Source organism: Streptomyces sp. NPDC088732, assembly GCF_044751205.1.
Classification (GTDB): domain Bacteria; phylum Actinomycetota; class Actinomycetes; order Streptomycetales; family Streptomycetaceae; genus Actinacidiphila.
This window is the reverse complement of sequence record NZ_JBIVLI010000014.1, coordinates 144144-160472: the sequence shown is the minus strand read 5'-3', so window position 1 is coordinate 160472 and position 16329 is coordinate 144144. Positions and strand designations below refer to the sequence as shown.

18 protein-coding genes and 1 pseudogene are annotated in these 16329 nt (G+C 72.0%); 12 read left to right on the top strand and 7 right to left on the bottom strand.

Annotation, left to right across the window (positions count from 1 at the left end; genetic code table 11):
• The first annotated feature begins 39 nt into the window (after nucleotides 1-39).
• Both ACIP9H_RS23910 and ACIP9H_RS23905 read left to right on the top strand, forming a co-directional pair.
• Nucleotides 40-309: a hypothetical protein gene (locus ACIP9H_RS23910; RefSeq protein WP_401586142.1), complete on the top strand. Its 270-nt coding sequence runs from the start codon at nucleotides 40-42 to the stop codon at nucleotides 307-309.
• A 41-nt stretch (nucleotides 310-350) separates the two neighbouring features.
• Nucleotides 351-1175, top strand: a complete 825-nt coding sequence (locus ACIP9H_RS23905) for an endo alpha-1,4 polygalactosaminidase (RefSeq protein ID WP_401960667.1) — start codon at nucleotides 351-353, stop codon at nucleotides 1173-1175.
• A gap of 15 nt (nucleotides 1176-1190) precedes the next feature.
• Here the strand turns inward: ACIP9H_RS23905 and ACIP9H_RS23900 are convergent, their stop codons facing one another.
• Nucleotides 1191-1634 (bottom strand): hypothetical protein, encoded by a 444-nt coding sequence (locus tag ACIP9H_RS23900; RefSeq protein WP_401586144.1) that lies wholly within the window; start codon nucleotides 1632-1634, stop codon nucleotides 1191-1193.
• 152 nt (nucleotides 1635-1786) lie between these two features.
• Between ACIP9H_RS23900 and ACIP9H_RS23895 the strand changes: the two genes are divergently transcribed.
• The 3 genes from ACIP9H_RS23895 (at nucleotide 1787) to ACIP9H_RS23885 (ending at nucleotide 5425) form a co-directional block, all read left to right on the top strand.
• Nucleotides 1787-2146, top strand: coding sequence for a DUF427 domain-containing protein (locus tag ACIP9H_RS23895; protein WP_401586146.1), 360 nt, complete (start codon nucleotides 1787-1789; stop codon nucleotides 2144-2146).
• Between the two features lie 169 nt (nucleotides 2147-2315).
• Nucleotides 2316-3974 carry an FAD-dependent oxidoreductase gene (locus ACIP9H_RS23890; RefSeq protein ID WP_401586148.1) on the top strand — a complete coding sequence of 553 codons (1659 nt, stop codon included), beginning with the start codon at nucleotides 2316-2318 and terminating at the stop codon, nucleotides 3972-3974.
• Entirely contained in the window at nucleotides 3971-5425 is a 1455-nt protein-coding gene (locus ACIP9H_RS23885) for an ATP-binding protein (protein ID WP_401586150.1), read from the top strand. Before ACIP9H_RS23890 ends, ACIP9H_RS23885 begins: the two co-directional genes overlap by 4 nt.
• 12 nt (nucleotides 5426-5437) lie before the next feature.
• Here ACIP9H_RS23885 and ACIP9H_RS23880 read toward each other — a convergent pair whose 3' ends face one another.
• The gene (locus ACIP9H_RS23880) at nucleotides 5438-5752 is read right to left on the bottom strand and encodes a YkvA family protein (protein WP_401586152.1); all 315 of its coding nucleotides are present in this window, start codon (nucleotides 5750-5752) and stop codon (nucleotides 5438-5440) included.
• A gap of 80 nt (nucleotides 5753-5832) precedes the next feature.
• Here ACIP9H_RS23880 and ACIP9H_RS23875 point away from each other — a divergent pair, with 80 nt between their 5' ends.
• Both ACIP9H_RS23875 and ACIP9H_RS23870 read left to right on the top strand, forming a co-directional pair.
• Nucleotides 5833-5976 (top strand): hypothetical protein, encoded by a 144-nt coding sequence (locus ACIP9H_RS23875; protein ID WP_401960662.1) that lies wholly within the window; start codon nucleotides 5833-5835, stop codon nucleotides 5974-5976.
• Entirely contained in the window at nucleotides 5964-7406 is a 1443-nt protein-coding gene (locus ACIP9H_RS23870; protein ID WP_401960659.1) for a hypothetical protein, read from the top strand. Before ACIP9H_RS23875 ends, ACIP9H_RS23870 begins: the two co-directional genes overlap by 13 nt.
• Here ACIP9H_RS23870 and ACIP9H_RS23865 read toward each other — a convergent pair.
• Entirely contained in the window at nucleotides 7372-7806 is a 435-nt protein-coding gene (locus tag ACIP9H_RS23865; protein ID WP_401586157.1) for a hypothetical protein, read from the bottom strand. The genes ACIP9H_RS23870 and ACIP9H_RS23865 overlap by 35 nt on opposite strands.
• A 349-nt stretch (nucleotides 7807-8155) precedes the next feature.
• Here ACIP9H_RS23865 and ACIP9H_RS23860 point away from each other — a divergent pair, with 349 nt between their 5' ends.
• A complete protein-coding gene (locus tag ACIP9H_RS23860) occupies nucleotides 8156-10330 on the top strand; it encodes a discoidin domain-containing protein (protein ID WP_401960656.1) in 2175 nt (724 codons plus the stop codon).
• A 69-nt stretch (nucleotides 10331-10399) separates the two neighbouring features.
• Here ACIP9H_RS23860 and ACIP9H_RS23855 read toward each other — a convergent pair whose 3' ends face one another.
• Nucleotides 10400-11593 (bottom strand): low temperature requirement protein A, encoded by a 1194-nt coding sequence (locus ACIP9H_RS23855; protein ID WP_401960654.1) that lies wholly within the window; start codon nucleotides 11591-11593, stop codon nucleotides 10400-10402.
• An 85-nt stretch (nucleotides 11594-11678) separates the two neighbouring features.
• The gene (locus ACIP9H_RS23850) at nucleotides 11679-12551 is read right to left on the bottom strand and encodes a SigB/SigF/SigG family RNA polymerase sigma factor (RefSeq protein WP_401586516.1); all 873 of its coding nucleotides are present in this window, start codon (nucleotides 12549-12551) and stop codon (nucleotides 11679-11681) included.
• Between the two features lie 213 nt (nucleotides 12552-12764).
• On the opposite strand from ACIP9H_RS23850, the gene ACIP9H_RS23845 reads away from it, so the two are divergent.
• The 3 genes from ACIP9H_RS23845 to ACIP9H_RS23835 all read left to right on the top strand — a co-directional run bounded on the left by ACIP9H_RS23845 (nucleotide 12765) and on the right by ACIP9H_RS23835 (nucleotide 14535).
• Nucleotides 12765-13136 carry an ATP-binding protein gene (locus ACIP9H_RS23845; protein WP_401586163.1) on the top strand — a complete coding sequence of 124 codons (372 nt, stop codon included), beginning with the start codon at nucleotides 12765-12767 and terminating at the stop codon, nucleotides 13134-13136.
• A gap of 173 nt (nucleotides 13137-13309) precedes the next feature.
• Complete coding sequence (locus ACIP9H_RS23840) at nucleotides 13310-13978, top strand: hypothetical protein (protein WP_401586164.1); 669 nt, start codon at nucleotides 13310-13312, stop codon at nucleotides 13976-13978.
• Nucleotides 13975-14535 (top strand): hypothetical protein, encoded by a 561-nt coding sequence (locus tag ACIP9H_RS23835; protein ID WP_401960651.1) that lies wholly within the window; start codon nucleotides 13975-13977, stop codon nucleotides 14533-14535. The genes ACIP9H_RS23840 and ACIP9H_RS23835 overlap by 4 nt, the downstream gene beginning before the upstream one ends.
• A 75-nt stretch (nucleotides 14536-14610) precedes the next feature.
• On the opposite strand, the gene ACIP9H_RS23830 is transcribed toward ACIP9H_RS23835, so the two are convergent.
• Entirely contained in the window at nucleotides 14611-15108 is a 498-nt protein-coding gene (locus ACIP9H_RS23830) for a DUF6328 family protein (protein WP_401960648.1), read from the bottom strand.
• A 97-nt stretch (nucleotides 15109-15205) separates the two neighbouring features.
• Between ACIP9H_RS23830 and ACIP9H_RS23825 the strand changes: the two genes are divergently transcribed.
• Nucleotides 15206-16000, top strand: coding sequence for a hypothetical protein (locus tag ACIP9H_RS23825; protein WP_401960646.1), 795 nt, complete (start codon nucleotides 15206-15208; stop codon nucleotides 15998-16000).
• 89 nt (nucleotides 16001-16089) lie between these two features.
• On the opposite strand, the pseudogene ACIP9H_RS23820 reads toward ACIP9H_RS23825, so the two are convergent.
• A pseudogene (locus tag ACIP9H_RS23820) lies at nucleotides 16090-16257 on the bottom strand (GlsB/YeaQ/YmgE family stress response membrane protein); the annotation flags it as partial.
• Between the last annotated feature and the right edge of the window lie 72 nt (nucleotides 16258-16329).

Sequence of the window (16329 nt, the reverse complement as noted above, 5' to 3'; positions counted from 1 at the left end):
GCTCGCGCCGTCGAGCGCCCACCACGGAGGAAGCGAACCATGCCCCACAGCCCCCGGACGAGCACCCGCACCGACCGCGGCACGCTCGGCGTCATCGGTCTGATATGCGCCGTCGCCGGCTTCTTCGTCCTCGGCATCCTGCTCGGCCCGGCCGCCGTGATCTGCGGCTGGCTCGCCATGGGCCGCACATGGCGGGGCGCCAAGCCGCTGCTGCCGCTCGTCGCCGTGGTCCTGGGGGCGATCGACACCCTCGTGGCGGTGCTCTGGATGACCGGCCCGCACTGGAGCGGCGGCAGCGGCATCCTCTGACCCGGCGTCCGCTCCCCGTCCCCGGCCGCCCAGGAGCCCGTGTGCCCGCCCCCACTGTCGTGTCGCCGCTCCGGGCGGCAGCCCTGCTGACCGCGGCGGTACTGGCCGCCGGATGCGGCACCGGCCAACGCCCCGACGGGGGCGGGTCGGTGACCCTGCCGACGGCCGGCGCGCGCTTCGACTACCAAATCGGCGGCGGCTATCCGCCGGCGAAGGGCGTCCGCGTGGTCTCCCGCGACCGCGCCGACCGGCCCGCGTCCGGGACGTACTCCGTCTGCTACGTCAACGCCTTCCAGGCCCAGCCCGGCGAGTCCTCGTGGTGGCGGCGCCACCACCCGGACCTGCTCCTGCACGACCGGCGGGGCGCCCCGGTCGTCGACGAGGAGTGGGACGAGGTGCTGTTCGACGTCTCGACGCCCGCCCGGCGGACCGCGCTGGCCGACGTCGTCGGCCGTTGGATCGACGACTGCGCCGCGCGCGGTTTCCAGGCCGTCGAACCGGACAACCTGGACTCCTTCGAGCGCTCCCGGGGCCTGCTGACCCCCGCTCAGAACGCCGCGTACGCCCGGCTCCTGGCGGCACGGGCGCACGCGGCGGGACTCGCCGTCGCGCAGAAGAACACCGCCGAACTCCTCCCCCGGCACGCCGACGTCGGCTTCGACTTCGCCGTCGCCGAGGAGTGCGGGGAGTTCGACGAGTGCGGCGACTACGCCGCCGCGTACGCGAACCGCGTCCTGGTCGTCGCCTACACCGCGGCCGACTTCGGCCGGACCTGCCGCCGCTGGGGCGGCCGCCTCTCGGTGGTGCTGCGGGACCGGGACGTCAGGCCCGCCGGGCAGCGCGGGCACGTCTTCCGCACCTGCTGAGCGGCGGCGGCCGATTCACCCCGCGGACACCGCGTACCAGCGGCCGTCGCGCTGGTGCACGAGTTCGGCGGCGACCAGGGTGTCGATGTGGCGCACGATGGTGGCCGGCTGGTAGCCCACGCTGGCGCTCAGGTCGTCGATGGTCGTGCCGTCGCCGCCCGCGGCACGCAACTGCTCCAGGGTCTTGAGCGCCGTGCGGGGCAGCGCGGGCTCCGGCTGGGGCTCCGGCCGCGCCTCGGGCCGGCGTTCCGGACTCTGCTCCGACCGTGGGGCGGGAGCCACGGGCACGGCCGCCACCACCGGCGCCGGACCGCCCGCGGGAGCCGCCGCGGGGGCGCTGGAAGGCGAAACCGGGCGGACGGTGGGCCGTCCGGCGACCGGGGCGCCGGCCGCGACGGGGCGGGGGGTGCGGTTGACCGTGCGGTGCTTGCGGCCCTTTTGGTTTCGTCGGGTGCTCATCTCACGCTCCTCCTTGGCTGCGATCTTGCAGGGCCAACGTGCGAACGCGGTTTCGGTCACGCGGATACGTGCATGCGGGGGACACCGCCCCGGGGAATGCGCTCCCCGCGCGCGGGGTTCCATCACGAGAGCCGAGTGAAAAGGGGAGCCTCATGGCGTCCACCGACAGCACGCGTGGCCACACCGTCACGGCGGTGCCCGGTACGCAGCACGTGACGGTCGAGATCGACGGACAGGTGGTGGCCGACACCCGGCGTCCGCTGCTCGTCCACGAGACCGGCCTGCCGGTCCGCTACTACATTCCGCCGGAGGACGTCGACCTGGCGCGGTTCCGGCCGACCGACACCCACACCACCTGCCCGTTCAAGGGCCTGGCCTCGTACTGGTCGTTCGGCGACCACACCGACGTGGCCTGGGCCTACCCGGAGCCGATCGCCACGGTGCCGGAGATCAAGGACCACCTGTCCTTCTACGACACGATCGCCGAGATCAAGGTCGCGGACGGCGTCTGACCGCCCGGCCACCGGCGCCCTCCGACGGGGCGGCGCCGGCCCGCGGCCGACGCGGGCAGCGGCCGATGCGGTGCGTGACTGCGCGCCACGGACCGTGATGCATCGCCCCACCAGGCACGAGTGTTCGTTTTGGGGCGCGCGGCGGGCTCCGGGGAGCAATGATGGTCACATGGCGAATCCGACCATCCTCACCGTCGACGACGACCCGGCAGTCTCCCGGGCGGTGGCCCGCGACATTCGCCGCCGGTACGGGGACCGGTACCGTGTGGTGCGCGCGACCTCCGGCGACGAGGCGCTGAGCGCGCTGCGCGAGATCAAGCTGCGCGGCGAGCAGCTGGCCGTCATGCTGGCGGACTACCGCATGCCGCAGATGAACGGCGTCGAGTTCCTCGAGGCCGCGATGGACCTGTTCCCGCTGGCGCGGCGCGTACTGCTGACCGCCTACGCGGACACCGCGGCGGCCATCGACGCGATCAACATCATCGATCTGGACCACTACTTGCTCAAGCCGTGGAGCCCGCCGGAGGAGAACCTCTATCCGGTGATCGACACACTGCTCGAATCCTGGCTCTCCACCCCCGACCCGACCGCCAGCGAGACCCGGGTCGTCGGGCACCGCTGGTCCGCGCCGTCGTTCAAGGTGCGCGACTTCCTCACCCGCAACCTGGTGCCCTACCGCTGGCTGCCCTCGGAGGACCCGGAGGCCGTCCAGCTGCTGACCGCCGCGGGACTCACCCCGGACGACGTACCGCTGGTGGTCACCGACGACGGTTCGACGCTGGTGCGGCCGAGCGAGGCCGAACTCGCCGCGCACGTCGGCCTCAGCACCACACCGTCCGCCGACTTCTACGACCTGGTGGTGGTCGGCGGCGGCCCGGCCGGCCTCGGTGCCGCCGTGTACGGCGCCTCCGAGGGCCTGCGCACGGTGCTCGTGGAGCGCAGGGCGACGGGCGGGCAGGCCGGCCAGAGCAGCCGGATCGAGAACTACCTGGGCTTCCCGGACGGTGTCTCCGGCGCCCAGCTCACCGACCGGGCGCGCCGGCAGGCGCTGAAGTTCGGCGCGGAGATCCTGAGCACCCGCGAGGTGACGGGACTGGAGGCGGCGGGTGCCGGACGGGTGCTGTCCTTCGGGGACGGCTCGGCGATCACGGCGCACACCGTGGTGCTCGCCACCGGCGTGGCGTACCGCAGGCTGGACGCGCCGGGGCTCGCCGAGTTCACCGGCGCCGGCGTCTTCTACGGCTCGGCCATGACCGAGGCCATGAACTGCGCCGGCCAGGACGTCTACATCGTGGGCGGCGCCAACTCGGCGGGGCAGGCCGCCGTGTACTTCTCGCGCAACGCCCACCGTGTGCACCTGCTGATCCGCGGTGCCGACCTGGGCCGTTCAATGTCGCGCTACCTGATCGACCAGATCGCCGCAATCGACACCATCGACGTGCACCCCTGCACCGAGGTGGTCGGCGGCAAGGGCGGCGACCACCTGGAGCAGCTGCTGCTGCGGGACGCGAAGACGGGCGCGGTGACGACCGTGGACGCGGAGTGGCTGTTCGTCTTCATCGGCGCGGAGCCGCGCACGGACTGGCTTGAAGGTGTCGTGGAGCGCGACGCGCGCGGCTTTGTCCTGACCGGCCCCGATCTGCTCACCGGCGGGCGGCGGCCGGGCCGCTGGCCGCTCCCCCGCGACCCGTACCACCTGGAGGCCAGCGTGCCCGGGGTCTTCGCGGCGGGCGACGTCCGCGCGGAGTCCGTCAAGCGGGTGGCGTCGGCCGTGGGCGAGGGCGCGATGGCCGTATCGCTCGTGCACCGTTACCTGGAGGCGCAGTGACCACCACGCCGGACCGGCTCGGACCGGAGCAGCTGAAGACCCTGTTCCTTTTCGAGGCGCTCGGGGACAAGCAACTGGCCTGGCTCGCCGAACAGGGCTGTGTGGAGCGGACACCCGGCGGCAGCGACGTCTACTGCGAGGGCGAGCCCGCCACCTGCTTCTACATCCTGCTGAGCGGCACCGTGGCGATGACCAGGCTGCTCCACGGCGACCAGGTGGAGGTCAACCGCACCGACCAGCGCGGGGTGTACGCGGGCGCGACGCAGGCGTACCTCGGCGACCGGGTGGAGCAGGTCTACCCCAACTCCCTGCGGGCGATCACCGACTGCGAGTTCTTCGTGGTCCCGGCGGGCGAGTTCGCCGGGGCGATGCACCGGTGGTTCCCGATGGCGGTGCACCTGCTGGAGGGGCTGTTCTTCGGCGTACGCCAGCAGAACACGATCATGGGCGAACGCGAGCGGCTGCTGGCGCTCGGCTCCCTCTCCGCGGGCCTGACGCACGAGCTGAACAACCCGGCCGCGGCCGCGGTACGGGCGACCTCCGCACTGCGCGACCGGGTCGCCGGCATGCGGCACAAGCTCGCCCTCATCGCGGACGGCCGGCTCGACACCCGGCAGCTGCACGAACTGGTCGAGCTCCAGGACGCCGCGATCAAGCGCCTCGCCTCAGCACCGGAACTGTCGGCGCTGCAGGCCTCGGACGCGGAGGACGAGCTGACGGACTGGCTCGAGGACCACGGCGTCAACGGCTCCTGGGAGCTCGCGCCGACGCTGATCGCGGGCGGCGTGGACGTGGAGTGGCTCGGCACCGTGGTGGAGACCGTCGGCGAGGACCGCCTGGAGGCGTCCGTGCGCTGGCTGTCGTACACCCTCGACACCGAACTGCTCATGGGCGAGATCGACGACGCCGTCACCCGGATCTCCGGGCTGGTCGGCGCCGCGAAGCAGTACTCGCAGCTGGACCGCGCGCCGCAGCAGACCGTGGACGTGCACGCGCTGCTGGACGCGACGCTGACGATGCTCCACGCGAAGATCCCCGGCGGGGTGCAGGTGGTCAAGGAGTACGACCGCACGCTGCCGCAGATCCAGGCCTACGGCGCGGAGCTCAACCAGGTGTGGACCAACCTGATCGTCAACTCCCTGGACGCGATGGCCGGTTCGGGCACCCTCAGCATCCGCACCCAGTGGGACGGCACGGAACGGCTGCTGGTCGAGATCGGCGACACCGGAGCGGGCATCCCCGACGAGATCCGGCCACGGATCTTCGAGCCGTTCTTCACCACGAAGCCGGTCGGCGAGGGCACGGGGCTCGGCCTCGACATCTCCTACCGCATCGTGGTCAACAAGCACCACGGCGACATCCGCGTCGAGTCCACCCCGGGCGACACACGCTTCACCGTGTGCCTGCCGGTCGCCCTGAGCCACCCGGGCGACGCCTCGGTCCCGGACTGAACCGGCAAACCGTCAGCCGAGCGACTTCCGCGACTTCCCGAAGCCGGCGGTGGGCAGCTGCTGGTCCGCGGCGCTCTTGAGCGACCGCAGGGCCAGCAGCAGCACCCCGATGTCGTCGATGAGGATCGGGTCGGGCAGCAGGTCCACCGGGCACACCAGGTAGATCAGCGCCGCCCAGAAGGCCAGCTTGCCCGAGCGCGGGACGTCGGCGCTGCGCAGCAGGTGCCTGACCCGTGCCATCTTCACCACCAGCACCACGGCGACCGCGAGCATGATCGCGACCGCCACCCCCGCGATGACCAGCACTGTCGTGGACCAATCACCCATGGCTGCCTCCCTCGTTCGCGTCTACCCCTGACGGGTGCGCAGAAACGGTACCCGACCCGGCACGAAAGGCCGTCCACCGCATGATCGCTTCACACCGGATCGCCGCCACCACCGATATCCGCGACCGCCGGCTCGCCGGCCTCGCGCTCAATCCCGCGGCCCCCGAGGACGTGCTGCTGCGTCTGCTGTCCGACGGGCCGACGGGCCGACGGTGGCGCGCCTGACACTGAGTGAAGGCCGGCCGCTGCCGGACGCCGTCGTCGAGGCGGTGATCACGCACCCGGACCGATCGGTGCGCGGCCGCTTCGCCTGCAATCCCCATGTCGACCCGGGACTGCGCCTGCGGCTGATCGACGACCCGGAGTGGACGGTACGGGCCCTGCTCAGCGACGGACCCGCACTGCCCTTGCACATTGCCCCCGCGCCGCTGCCGGACTGGGCCGTCCTCCACATGATCCGCACCTACGGGGACGAGCTCCAGGGCGGGTTGGGGTTCACCCGCCAGGTGTCCACCGGCTTCATGTGGTCGGCGCTCTCCCACCCGGACCCCAAGGTGCGGCTCATGGGCATCAGCTGGCGCGGCGTACCGGACGACGTGAGGGAGGCGCTGTTCGCGGATCCCGACGAGAAGGTCCGGAAGCGGGCCCGCGACTGGGTGCGCGACGAGGACCCGCAGTGGGTGGAGCAGCAGTTGCCGCCACACAGCTGCCACGGCCGCACCGACGGACTCCTGAACGGCGCCCTCAGCCGGAAAGTCATCGAGAACGTGCTCACCGCGCCGGCCGCCGAGGACGAACGCGCCATGATCGCGAGCAACCCCACCCTTCCCGCGGACGTGGTGGCGCTGCTCTCCGCCGATCCGGACGCCGAGGTCCGCCGGGAGATCGCCGGGCACCCCCGGCTCTCGCAGGAGGGTCGCCGGGCGCTCGGAGCGGATCCCGACCCGCTGGTGCGGCGGTGCACCGCCCACCGCCGCGACCTGGAACCCGACGAACTGCGGGCGCTGGCTGCCGACCCCGATCCCCGCGTGCGGCTCGCCGCGTCCATGCACCCCGCGCTGACCGACGCCGAACGGGCCGCCATCGACTACGAGGTCCCCATGGACGAGCCGTTCGTCCCGGGGATCCCGTCACGGGTGCCCGGTGACCCGGGCGAGTTGCGGCGCGACGCCCTGTCCGGCCATCCGATGCTGCGCCGCCGGGCCGCCCGGGACCGCTTCCTGCCGCCCGACCTGGTCGCGCGCCTCGCCGCCGACGCCGACCTCGGCGTCCGTGTCCTGCTCGCGCAGAACCACCCGGAGGCACCGGCGGCGCTGCTGCTGCGCAGCTTCCTGGAGTACACCGGTCGTAAGCGCGAACACCTGCTGCTCCGGGCGGACTTCCCCTCCGCCGGGCTGGCCCGGTACGCCGGCGACGAGGACCCGGCGGTGCGGGCGCTGGCCTGCCGGGACCCGGAGACCGCCGCGGAGACCGTGGACAAACTCACCCGCGACCCCGATCCGCGGGTCCGGGCCGCCGCGGCGGCCCACCCAAAGCTGCCTCCCGCCCGGCTGGCGGAGCTCCTCGACGACGAGGAACTGGCCCATCACGCCGCGGCGAACCCGGCGCTGGACCCCGTCGTCATGCGTCGACTCGTGGCGTCCGCTGCCGGATGAAGGGGGTCAGCCGGTCGTAGGCGGCGCGCAGTTCGGCGCGGGTGTACGCGTCCCGGACGGCGATGAGGGCGCCGTGGGAGGCGGAGTGGTCGACCGTGAAGCGGTCGTGCCAGCCGCCGCCCGAGGCGATGATCACGGGGGCGTCGACGCCGTCGAACTGGTCGGCGGTGATGTCGACACGCAGGCCGTTCTTCTCGATCCACGCATGGGAGGCGCCGTTCTCCCAGGCGCTGACGTACCTCCACACGCCCATCCCGTTCTGGTGGAGGTACTCGCCGAGAAGGACCGACGCGTCACCGCAGGAGCCGTGGGGGAAGCGCTCCAGGGAGACCAGGCCGGGGTCGGGGCAGTCCAGGATCGCCTGACGGAGCCCCAGGGCGAGTGTGCGGAGTTCGGACACGCGCGGAGTGTAACGCGTGAAGATCATTAGTACGAGAGGTGGCGCGGGGGCATCCGCCGCCGGAGACCGGCCGGTTGGCCGGGGCCGCAGTCAACTCAGCGGGCCCCGGGTCGTCAAGAGTTCACGGCAGGATTGGTACGCGGACGTTCCGGCGGGCCGGGAGGCCCCCTTCGTGTTCAACAAACGAAGGAAACGAACTCCTCGCAGGTCACGGACCGTTCCGAGCTCTCAACCCTTGAACGACTGTTGACCCGCCGGAAACAGTTCCTGTCGGAGCTCTTGACCGCGACTTCTCTCACGTCTTAACTCACGCCCTGAATTAAGTTGTGCGGCCGAGACAGGAGTTCCGATGAGACCCCACGTCAATGACGCCCACCGCAGACACTTAGGGCTGATAGCCCTGCTGTCCGTCCTGCTGGCCCTGATCGCCGTCCCCGCCGGACCGCTCGCCAAGGCCCACGCCGCGGCCTGCGGAACCGCCAACGTCGCCCAGGGCAGGACCGCCACCGCCTCCTCCACCGAGAACGCCGGCACGGCCGCGTCCAACGCGGTCGACGGAAATGCCGGCACCCGCTGGTCCAGCGCCTTCAGCGACCCGCAGTGGCTCCAGGTCGACCTCGGCAGTTCGCAGACGCTCTGCGAGGTCGTGCTCACCTGGGAGGCCGCCTACGCCAGCGCCTACCAGATCCAGATCTCGTCCAACGGCACCGACTGGAGCACCGTCGCCTCCACCACGACCGGCGCCGGCGGCACCGAGACCCGCGCCGTCAGCGGCACCGGCCGCTACGTGCGCATGAACGGCACGGCCCGGCACACCCAGTACGGCTACTCGCTCTGGGAGTTCGCCGTGCACACCACCGACGGCGGCACCGGCCCGATCCAGGGCGGCGGCGACCTCGGCCCCAACGTCCTGGTCTTCAGCCCCTCGACCACGGGCATCCAGGCCAAGCTGGACCAGATCTTCCAGCAGCAGGAGGCGGCGCAGTTCGGCACCGGCCGCTACGCGCTGCTGTTCAAGCCCGGCACGTACAACAACATCAACGCCAACATCGGCTTCTACACCTCGATCGCCGGGCTCGGCCTCTCCCCCGACGACACGACCTTCAACGGCGACGTGACCGTGGACGCCGGCTGGTTCAACGGCAACGCCACCCAGAACTTCTGGCGCTCGGCGGAGAACCTCGCCCTCAACCCCGTGAACGGCACCGACCGCTGGGCCGTCGCCCAGGCCGCGCCCTTCCGCCGCATGCACGTCAAGGGCGGCCTCAACCTCGCGCCCAACGGCTACGGCTGGGCCAGCGGCGGCTACATCGCCGACAGCAAGATCGACGGCACCGTGGGCCCGTACTCGCAGCAGCAGTGGTACACCCGCGACAGCTCGGTCGGCGGCTGGACCAACGGCGTGTGGAACATGGTCTTCTCCGGCGTCCAGGGCGCTCCCGCGCAGAGCTTCCCCAACCCGCCGTACACCACCCTCGACACCACGCCCGTCTCCCGTGAGAAGCCCTTCCTCTACCTCGACGGCAACGACTACAAGGTCTTCGTCCCGGCCAAGCGCACCAACGCGCGCGGCACGACCTGGGGCGCCGGCGCGCCGCAGGGCTCCTCGATCCCGCTGAGCCAGTTCTACGTCGTCAAGCCCGGCGCCACGGCCGCGACCATCAACGCCGCGCTCGCCCAGGGCCTCAACCTGCTGTTCACGCCCGGCATCTACCACGTCGACCAGACCATCAACGTCAACCGTGCCGACACCGTCGTGCTCGGCCTCGGCCTCGCGACAATCGTCCCGGACAACGGCGTCACCGCGATGAAGGTCGCCGACGTCGACGGGGTGAAGCTGGCCGGCTTCCTCATCGACGCGGGCACGGTCAACTCGCCGGTGCTGCTCCAGGTCGGCCCGCAGGGCGCGGCCGCCGACCACTCCGCCAACCCGACCACCGTGCAGGACGTCTTCATCCGGATCGGCGGCGCCGGCCCGGGCAAGGCGACCACCAGCATGGAGGTCAACAGCGACGACACCATCATCGACCACACCTGGATCTGGCGCGCCGACCACGGGGCCGGCGTGGGCTGGGACACCAACGCCGCCGACTACGGCCTGCGCGTGAACGGCGACGACGTGCTCGCCACCGGCCTGTTCGTCGAGCACTTCAAGAAGTACGACGTCCAGTGGAGCGGCCAGAACGGCAGGACGATCTTCTACCAGAACGAGATCGCCTACGACGCCCCCAACCAGGCCGCCATCCAGAACGGCGCCACAAAGGGCTGGGCCGCCTACAAGGTGGACGACTCCGTCACCACGCACGAGGCCTGGGGCGTGGGCAGCTACTGCAACTTCACCACCGATCCGACGATCCGCATGGACCACGGCTTCGAGGTCCCGGTGAAGCCGGGGGTCAAGATGCACGACGTCCTGGTGGTGTCGCTCGGCGGCATGGGCCAGTACGACCATGTCATCAACAGCACCGGCAGCGCGACATCGGGGACCTCGACCGTCCCGTCGAATGTGGTCTCGTTCCCCTGACCCGCACATGAGGCACGCCTGAGCCACACGAAGGGGTGCCCCGCCCGCCGGCGGGGCACCCCGTCCGTCTCAGTTGGCCGGCCGGGGCCGGGAGTGCAGGACCTCCCCCGCGGCGACCGCCGCCGCCATCGCCAGCCCGGCCGCCGGCACCGCCCAGGTACCGCAGAACGTGGCGGCCAGCACCAGCACGGCGCAGACCGGGAGCACCGCGTGCTCGGCGACGCCGCGCTTGGCCCGCCGGGAATGGATGAGCCAGACCATCAGCAGGAAGAGCGCGGTCGGCAGCGTCACCGCGGACGCGGCGGCCGTCTGCGAGATGTGCGCCTTGTGCACGGCCTGCTCGACCACCACCTCGATCCCCGCTCCGATGGCGGCGGCCGACCCGAAGACGACGTAGTGGCCGTAGCCCCACACGAACGACTGGACGCCGGTGGTCAGGTGCTGGTGGACGGGTACGGCGAAGTAGAGCCAGTAGGCGGTGAAGACGATGAGCAGTCCGCCGAAGGCGATGGGCAGCAGCTCGCCGAGCGCGGAGGTCTCGTCCAGTGCGGACTGCACGGCCACCGTGGCGGCGGCGACGGACTCGCCGAGCACGATGATGGTGAACAGCCCGTAGCGCTCGGCGATGTGGTGCGGGTGCCACGTGGTGCGCTCCGACCGCTCCGCCAGGACGGGCACCGCCAGTTCCGCGGCGGCAAGGATCACGAAACCCCAGGTGAACACGGTCCCGGGCACCAGCAGCAGCGCGACCCAGCCCACCTGGACGGCCACCAGACCGGCGACGTAGCGCAGCGCCGTCTGCCGCGCGGTCCCGGTCTGGTTGCGCGCCGCGCGCAGCCACTGGAAGGCGAGTGCGACACGCATGATGACGTAGCCGGCCACGGCGACGGTGAAGTCGTTGGCGTCGAAGGCGCGGGGGACCCCGGCCGCCAGCACGAGGACGCCGGTGATCTGGACGAATGTGGCGATGCGGTAGGGCACGTCGTCGGTGTCGAACGCCGAGGCGAACCAGGTGAAGTTCAGCCACGCCAGCCAGATCGCGAAGAAGACCAGGCAGTAGCCGAGGACCCCGTGCCCGGGACGGCCCTCGGCGACCGCGTGCACCAGCCGTACCCCGGCCTGGGCGACCGCCACCACGAAGCAGAGGTCGAACAGCAACTCCAGCGGGGTGGCGACCCGGTGCGGCTCGCACGGGTCGCGGGCCGTCATCCGCACCAGCGGACGGAATCGGCGGTTCGGCGGCGCGTGATCGTGATCGGTCATCCGCGCATCGTAGGACGCCCGCCGCGGCCCGTGCACGGCCGTGCCCGCGCCCCGGCGGGGGCGCGGGCACCGAGGGGGGACGGCGTCAGCGGGCGGAACCCTCCTGGAGCATTCCGGCGCGCAGTCGCGCGATGGTCCGGGACAGCAGGCGGGAGACGTGCATCTGGGTGCAGCCCATGATCTCGCCGATCTGGGCCTGCGTCAGCTCCTCCACGTACCTCAGGTGGAGCAGTCGCCGGTCGCGTTCGCTCAGCTCGGTCATCAGCGGGGCCAGGGAGCGCAGATCCTCTATCAGTTCCATGCCCGGATCGGGCGCGCCGATGAAGTCGGCGAGCACGGTCTCGCCGTCGCCGTCGTCGTCCGTGGTCAGCGCCGCGTCGAGGGAGGAGGCGGTGTAGCCGTTGGACGCGACCTGCGCCTCGACGACCTCCTGCTCGCTGAGGTCCATCAGCGCGGCGAGTTCGGCCACCTTCGGGGCCCGGCCGAGGCGGGAGGACAGCTCGTCCCGGGCGCGCGCCAGTTCGACCCGGCGCTCCTGCAGCCGGCGCGGCACGTGCACGGCCCACGTCGTGTCGCGGAAGAAGCGCTTGATCTCCCCGACGATGTAGGGCACGGCGAAGGTGGTGAACTCGACCTCGCGCGAGATGTCGAAGCGGTCGATGGCCTTGATCAGGCCGATGGTGCCGACCTGCACGATGTCGTCCATGTCGTCGCCGCGGTCGCGGAAGCGCCTCGCCGCGAACCGGACCAGCGACATGTTCATCTCAATGAGGGTGTTCCGCGCGTACTGGTGGTCGGGCGTGCCCTCCTCGAGAACCGTCAGCCGGTCGAGGAAGAGCTTCGACATGGCCCGTGCGTCCGAGGGTGCGACACTGCTCGGGTCGCTGATCCGCGGGAGTCCGACCTCGACGGCCTGCTCCACTCCCGACCGGACCACCGTCCTGCTGACGTCCGCGATCACGATGCCTCCTCAACCCCTCGAACGGCGTGTACCCGTGTGCTGCGGTTCGGGTACCCGGTCCGGCGCCGGGCATGCCTCCGGATTTCGGGGTGACGTAAATCTGTGGGCCGGGTCGCGTAGGACCGGCACGTCCGGGCAGACACACAGGGACCAGTGAGGCCTACGGGGTGATCGTACGTGTACAGCCTTCAAACGGATGACGAAGGACAGGTGCCCATCGCCGCACACGGCGGCGGGACCCTTCCCGCGTCCATCGGCGAGGCGCGTGACATGGCCCGTGCCCGCCTGACCGGACTCGATCCCGAACGGGTCGAGGACTGCCTGCTGGTGGTATCCGAACTCGTCACCAACGCGTTCCGCTACGGCGAGGGCGTCGCCGGCTTCGAGGTCCTGCCCGAACCGGACGGCATCCGCGTGTCGGTGGCCGACCACAGTTCGCGGCTGCCCGTCCCGCCGCAGACGGACGGCGGCTTCCTGCCCGGTGGCTACGGCTGGCGCCTGGTGCGCCGGCTGGCACGGGACATCCGCGTGACCCTGCTCGCCCGGGGCGGCAAGGTCATCCAGGTCGTACTGCCGCGCTGAACGCGCGCGCCGCTCCTTCCCGTCCATCCCGCCTCCCCTCCTGAGTGGCTCGCCCGGGACACGTGTGCGTGGACCCACGGATCGCGGATACACGCACCGTAGACACGACAAGGGACCCGAAACAAGGTCAGATCCCCATTCCAGGACCCCCATGGGTCCCCAGGAGGCACACCATGACCACGGGCATCATCATCGGGGCGGTCGTCCTCGTACTCCTGATCGCCGCCGCGGCGCTGTACCTGACGCGCCGCGGGCAGGGGTCCGGACATCTGAGGCGCCGTTTCGGCCCTGAGTACGAACGGGCGCTCGCCCGTCACGACGGCGACACGGCCGCCGCCGACAAGGAGCTGCAAGAACGCGTCGACCGCCACGGGCACCTGACGCAGCGCCCGCTGGAGGCCCGCAGGACCGAGGAGTACCGGGCCGAGTGGGCGGCCCTCCAGGAGCGGTTCGTGGACTCCCCCGCCCAGTCCGTGCGCGAGGCCGCCGGGCTGCTCGACCGGCTGGCCCGGGAGCGCGGCTTCCCGGCGGCCGACTCCGGCGAGCAGATCGACGCGCTGTCGGTGCACCGCCCGCGCCATCTGCAGGCGTACCGCGACCTGCGCGGTGCCGCCGGTCCGGGGCGGCAGGACGGCGAGCGCCCCACGACCGACACCGAGAACCTGCGCGCCCGGCTGCTGGAGGCCCGCGCGCTCTTCGACGACCTCGTCGCGGAGGGCAAGGGGCCCCGGCACACCGCGCGGGCCGACACCCCCGCCGCCGGCGCCGAGTCGGAGACCGAGACCGAGACCGGGAGCAGCGCCTCCCACCGTTCGCATCTGCCCTCCGGGAGTGCCCGATGAAACCCATGAACGAGACCGGCCACGACGACACCACCGAGCCCAGGACCGTCGAGAAGATCGACGTCAAGAGCAATGACGTCACCCCCGGCACGGAACGGACCGGCCGGCGGCCCGAACAGACCTCGCAGACCTCACAGCCCTCACGACCCTCGCAGTCCGGACGGACGAGCGAATCCGGCGCCGCGCGCGGTCCCGTGACACCTGATCGGACCGCCGACCCGCGCGAGTCCGCCGAGCCGGAGCGTGCGGCGCGGGCCCCGCACACCCCGCGGGAGCCGGGTGCCCCCAGGGCGACGGCCGAGGACACCGACAAGCTGCGGCGCCGGCTCCAGCAGGCGGTCGGCGGCTTCGTCGACGAGCCGCGGCACGCGGTGGAGGAGGCCGACCACGTCCTGGAGGAGGCCACCGAACGGCTCGTCCGGGAACTGGAGGCCAAGCGCCACGAACTGCGCACGGGCTGGGACGGCGGCCAGAGCCGCACCGGCACCGACACCGAGAAGCTGCGGCTGGCCCTGCAGGGCTACCGCGAACTGGTGGACCGGGTCCTGCACGTCTGACCCCGCGTCACCCGTCCGGAGGAAAGCCGCCGCGCATCGCGGCGGCTTTCCCCGTGCCCGCGTCCTCCCACGCCGTCAGTCGCCCTTGGCGTGCCCGGTCCGGGCCCACAGCGGCAGCCCGTACCAGCAGGCCAGGTACCAGACGGCCACCCCGGCCACGACATAGGGGACATAGGCGCCGTGCGTCGCCACCCGCAGCACGAGCAGCACCGCCGAAGCCATCGTGGCCAGCAGGAGGACGAGCCCGGCGAACGTCAGCCGCGAGGCCCAACGCACGCTCTGCGGCTTGATCCGCCGGCCGGCCACGATCCGGTGGAAGGACACCGGGCCGATCAGCGCCCCGGTCGCCGTCGCACCGAGCACCACGGTGACGATGTAGATGGTGTGGTCCACGACGCCGAGCCGCTGGTAGTGCGGGGTGAAAGCCACGGTGAGCAGGAAGCCGAAGAGGATCTGCACGCCGGTCTGGGCGACCCGGACCTCCTGGATCAGCTCACTCCACATGCGGTCCGCGCGTTCGTCCTCCGTCTCGTGCCGGCCTCGTCCTTCGTGTCCGTCCGCGGTGTCGGCCATCGTTCCCTCCCGGTTCCTCTGCGCGCGGCTTCGAGCGATATGTGCTTAATATGCGTTTCGCTGAGCTATGTAACATCTCATCAGATTGGGACGACCGATGGCGAAGACGTACCTTCTCCGCGGCACCGCCGCCGCCTGCCTGGCGGCCGCGGCACTCGCGTGGCCGGCCTCGGCCGCGGCCGCCACCACCCCGGCCCGCCCGGCGGCGGTCCCCTCCGTCGTGCAGGACGACGGAAACGGCAACGGCAACGGCCGGGATCGGGGTGACGACGACAACCGCTTCGGCAACGACCGGGGCGACTACAACCGCGACGACTTCGGCCGCGACGACGACCGTGACGGCGGACGCGGCGACGACCGTGGCGACGGACGTGGCGGACGCGACGACGACCGTGGCGACGGACGCGACGGCGGACGTGACGGCGGACGCGGCGACGACCGCGGTGACGGACGTGGCGGACGCGGCGACGACCGTGGCGACGGACGCGACGGACGCGACGGACGTGGCGGACGCGGCGACGACCGCTGCGACGACGACCGCGGCTACGGTCGCGACGGGCGCGACGGCGGACGCGGGGACCGGCGCGGTGGACGTGACGACCGCTGCCGCGACGACCGCGGCGGACGCGGCGACCACGGCCGGCACCACTGCAAGTGCGGCCGGCACCACCACGGCCGGGGCGGCCACGGCGGCCACGGCGGCGGCGGCAACTACGGCGGGGGCGGCGGCGGCAACTTCGGTGGCGGCGGCGGTGGCGGCATCGGAGGGATCGGTGGCGTCGGCGGCGTCGGCGGCTTCCCCGACAAGGACGCCGCGGTCGCCCCGGTCGCGGGGGGCCAGGGGGTCAGCAACCGCTCGCTGTTCGACCCGAGCGTGCTCGACGTGCTCTGAGCCGCTCCGCGGACGACGGTCCGGCCGCCCCCTCGCGGGGCGGCCGGACCGTCGTGCCGTCAGCGGCCCAGCCGCGTCCTGGCGAGCGCCGCGACCCCGAGTCCCGCGGCGACCGCGGTGCCGAGGAACGCGGCGACGATCCCCGCAACCATCGTCCACACCAGGCCGATCGCCTGCCGGCCGGGCGCCACCAGACGCCCCAGCACTCCGACGACCAGGCCGATCACGACCGCACTGACGATGCTCGACATCTCCACCCTGCCCCGGCCCGCGTACCCGCATCCGTATGTGTGTCCGCATCCTCCCGGCTACCCGCGCCCGGAGCGTCC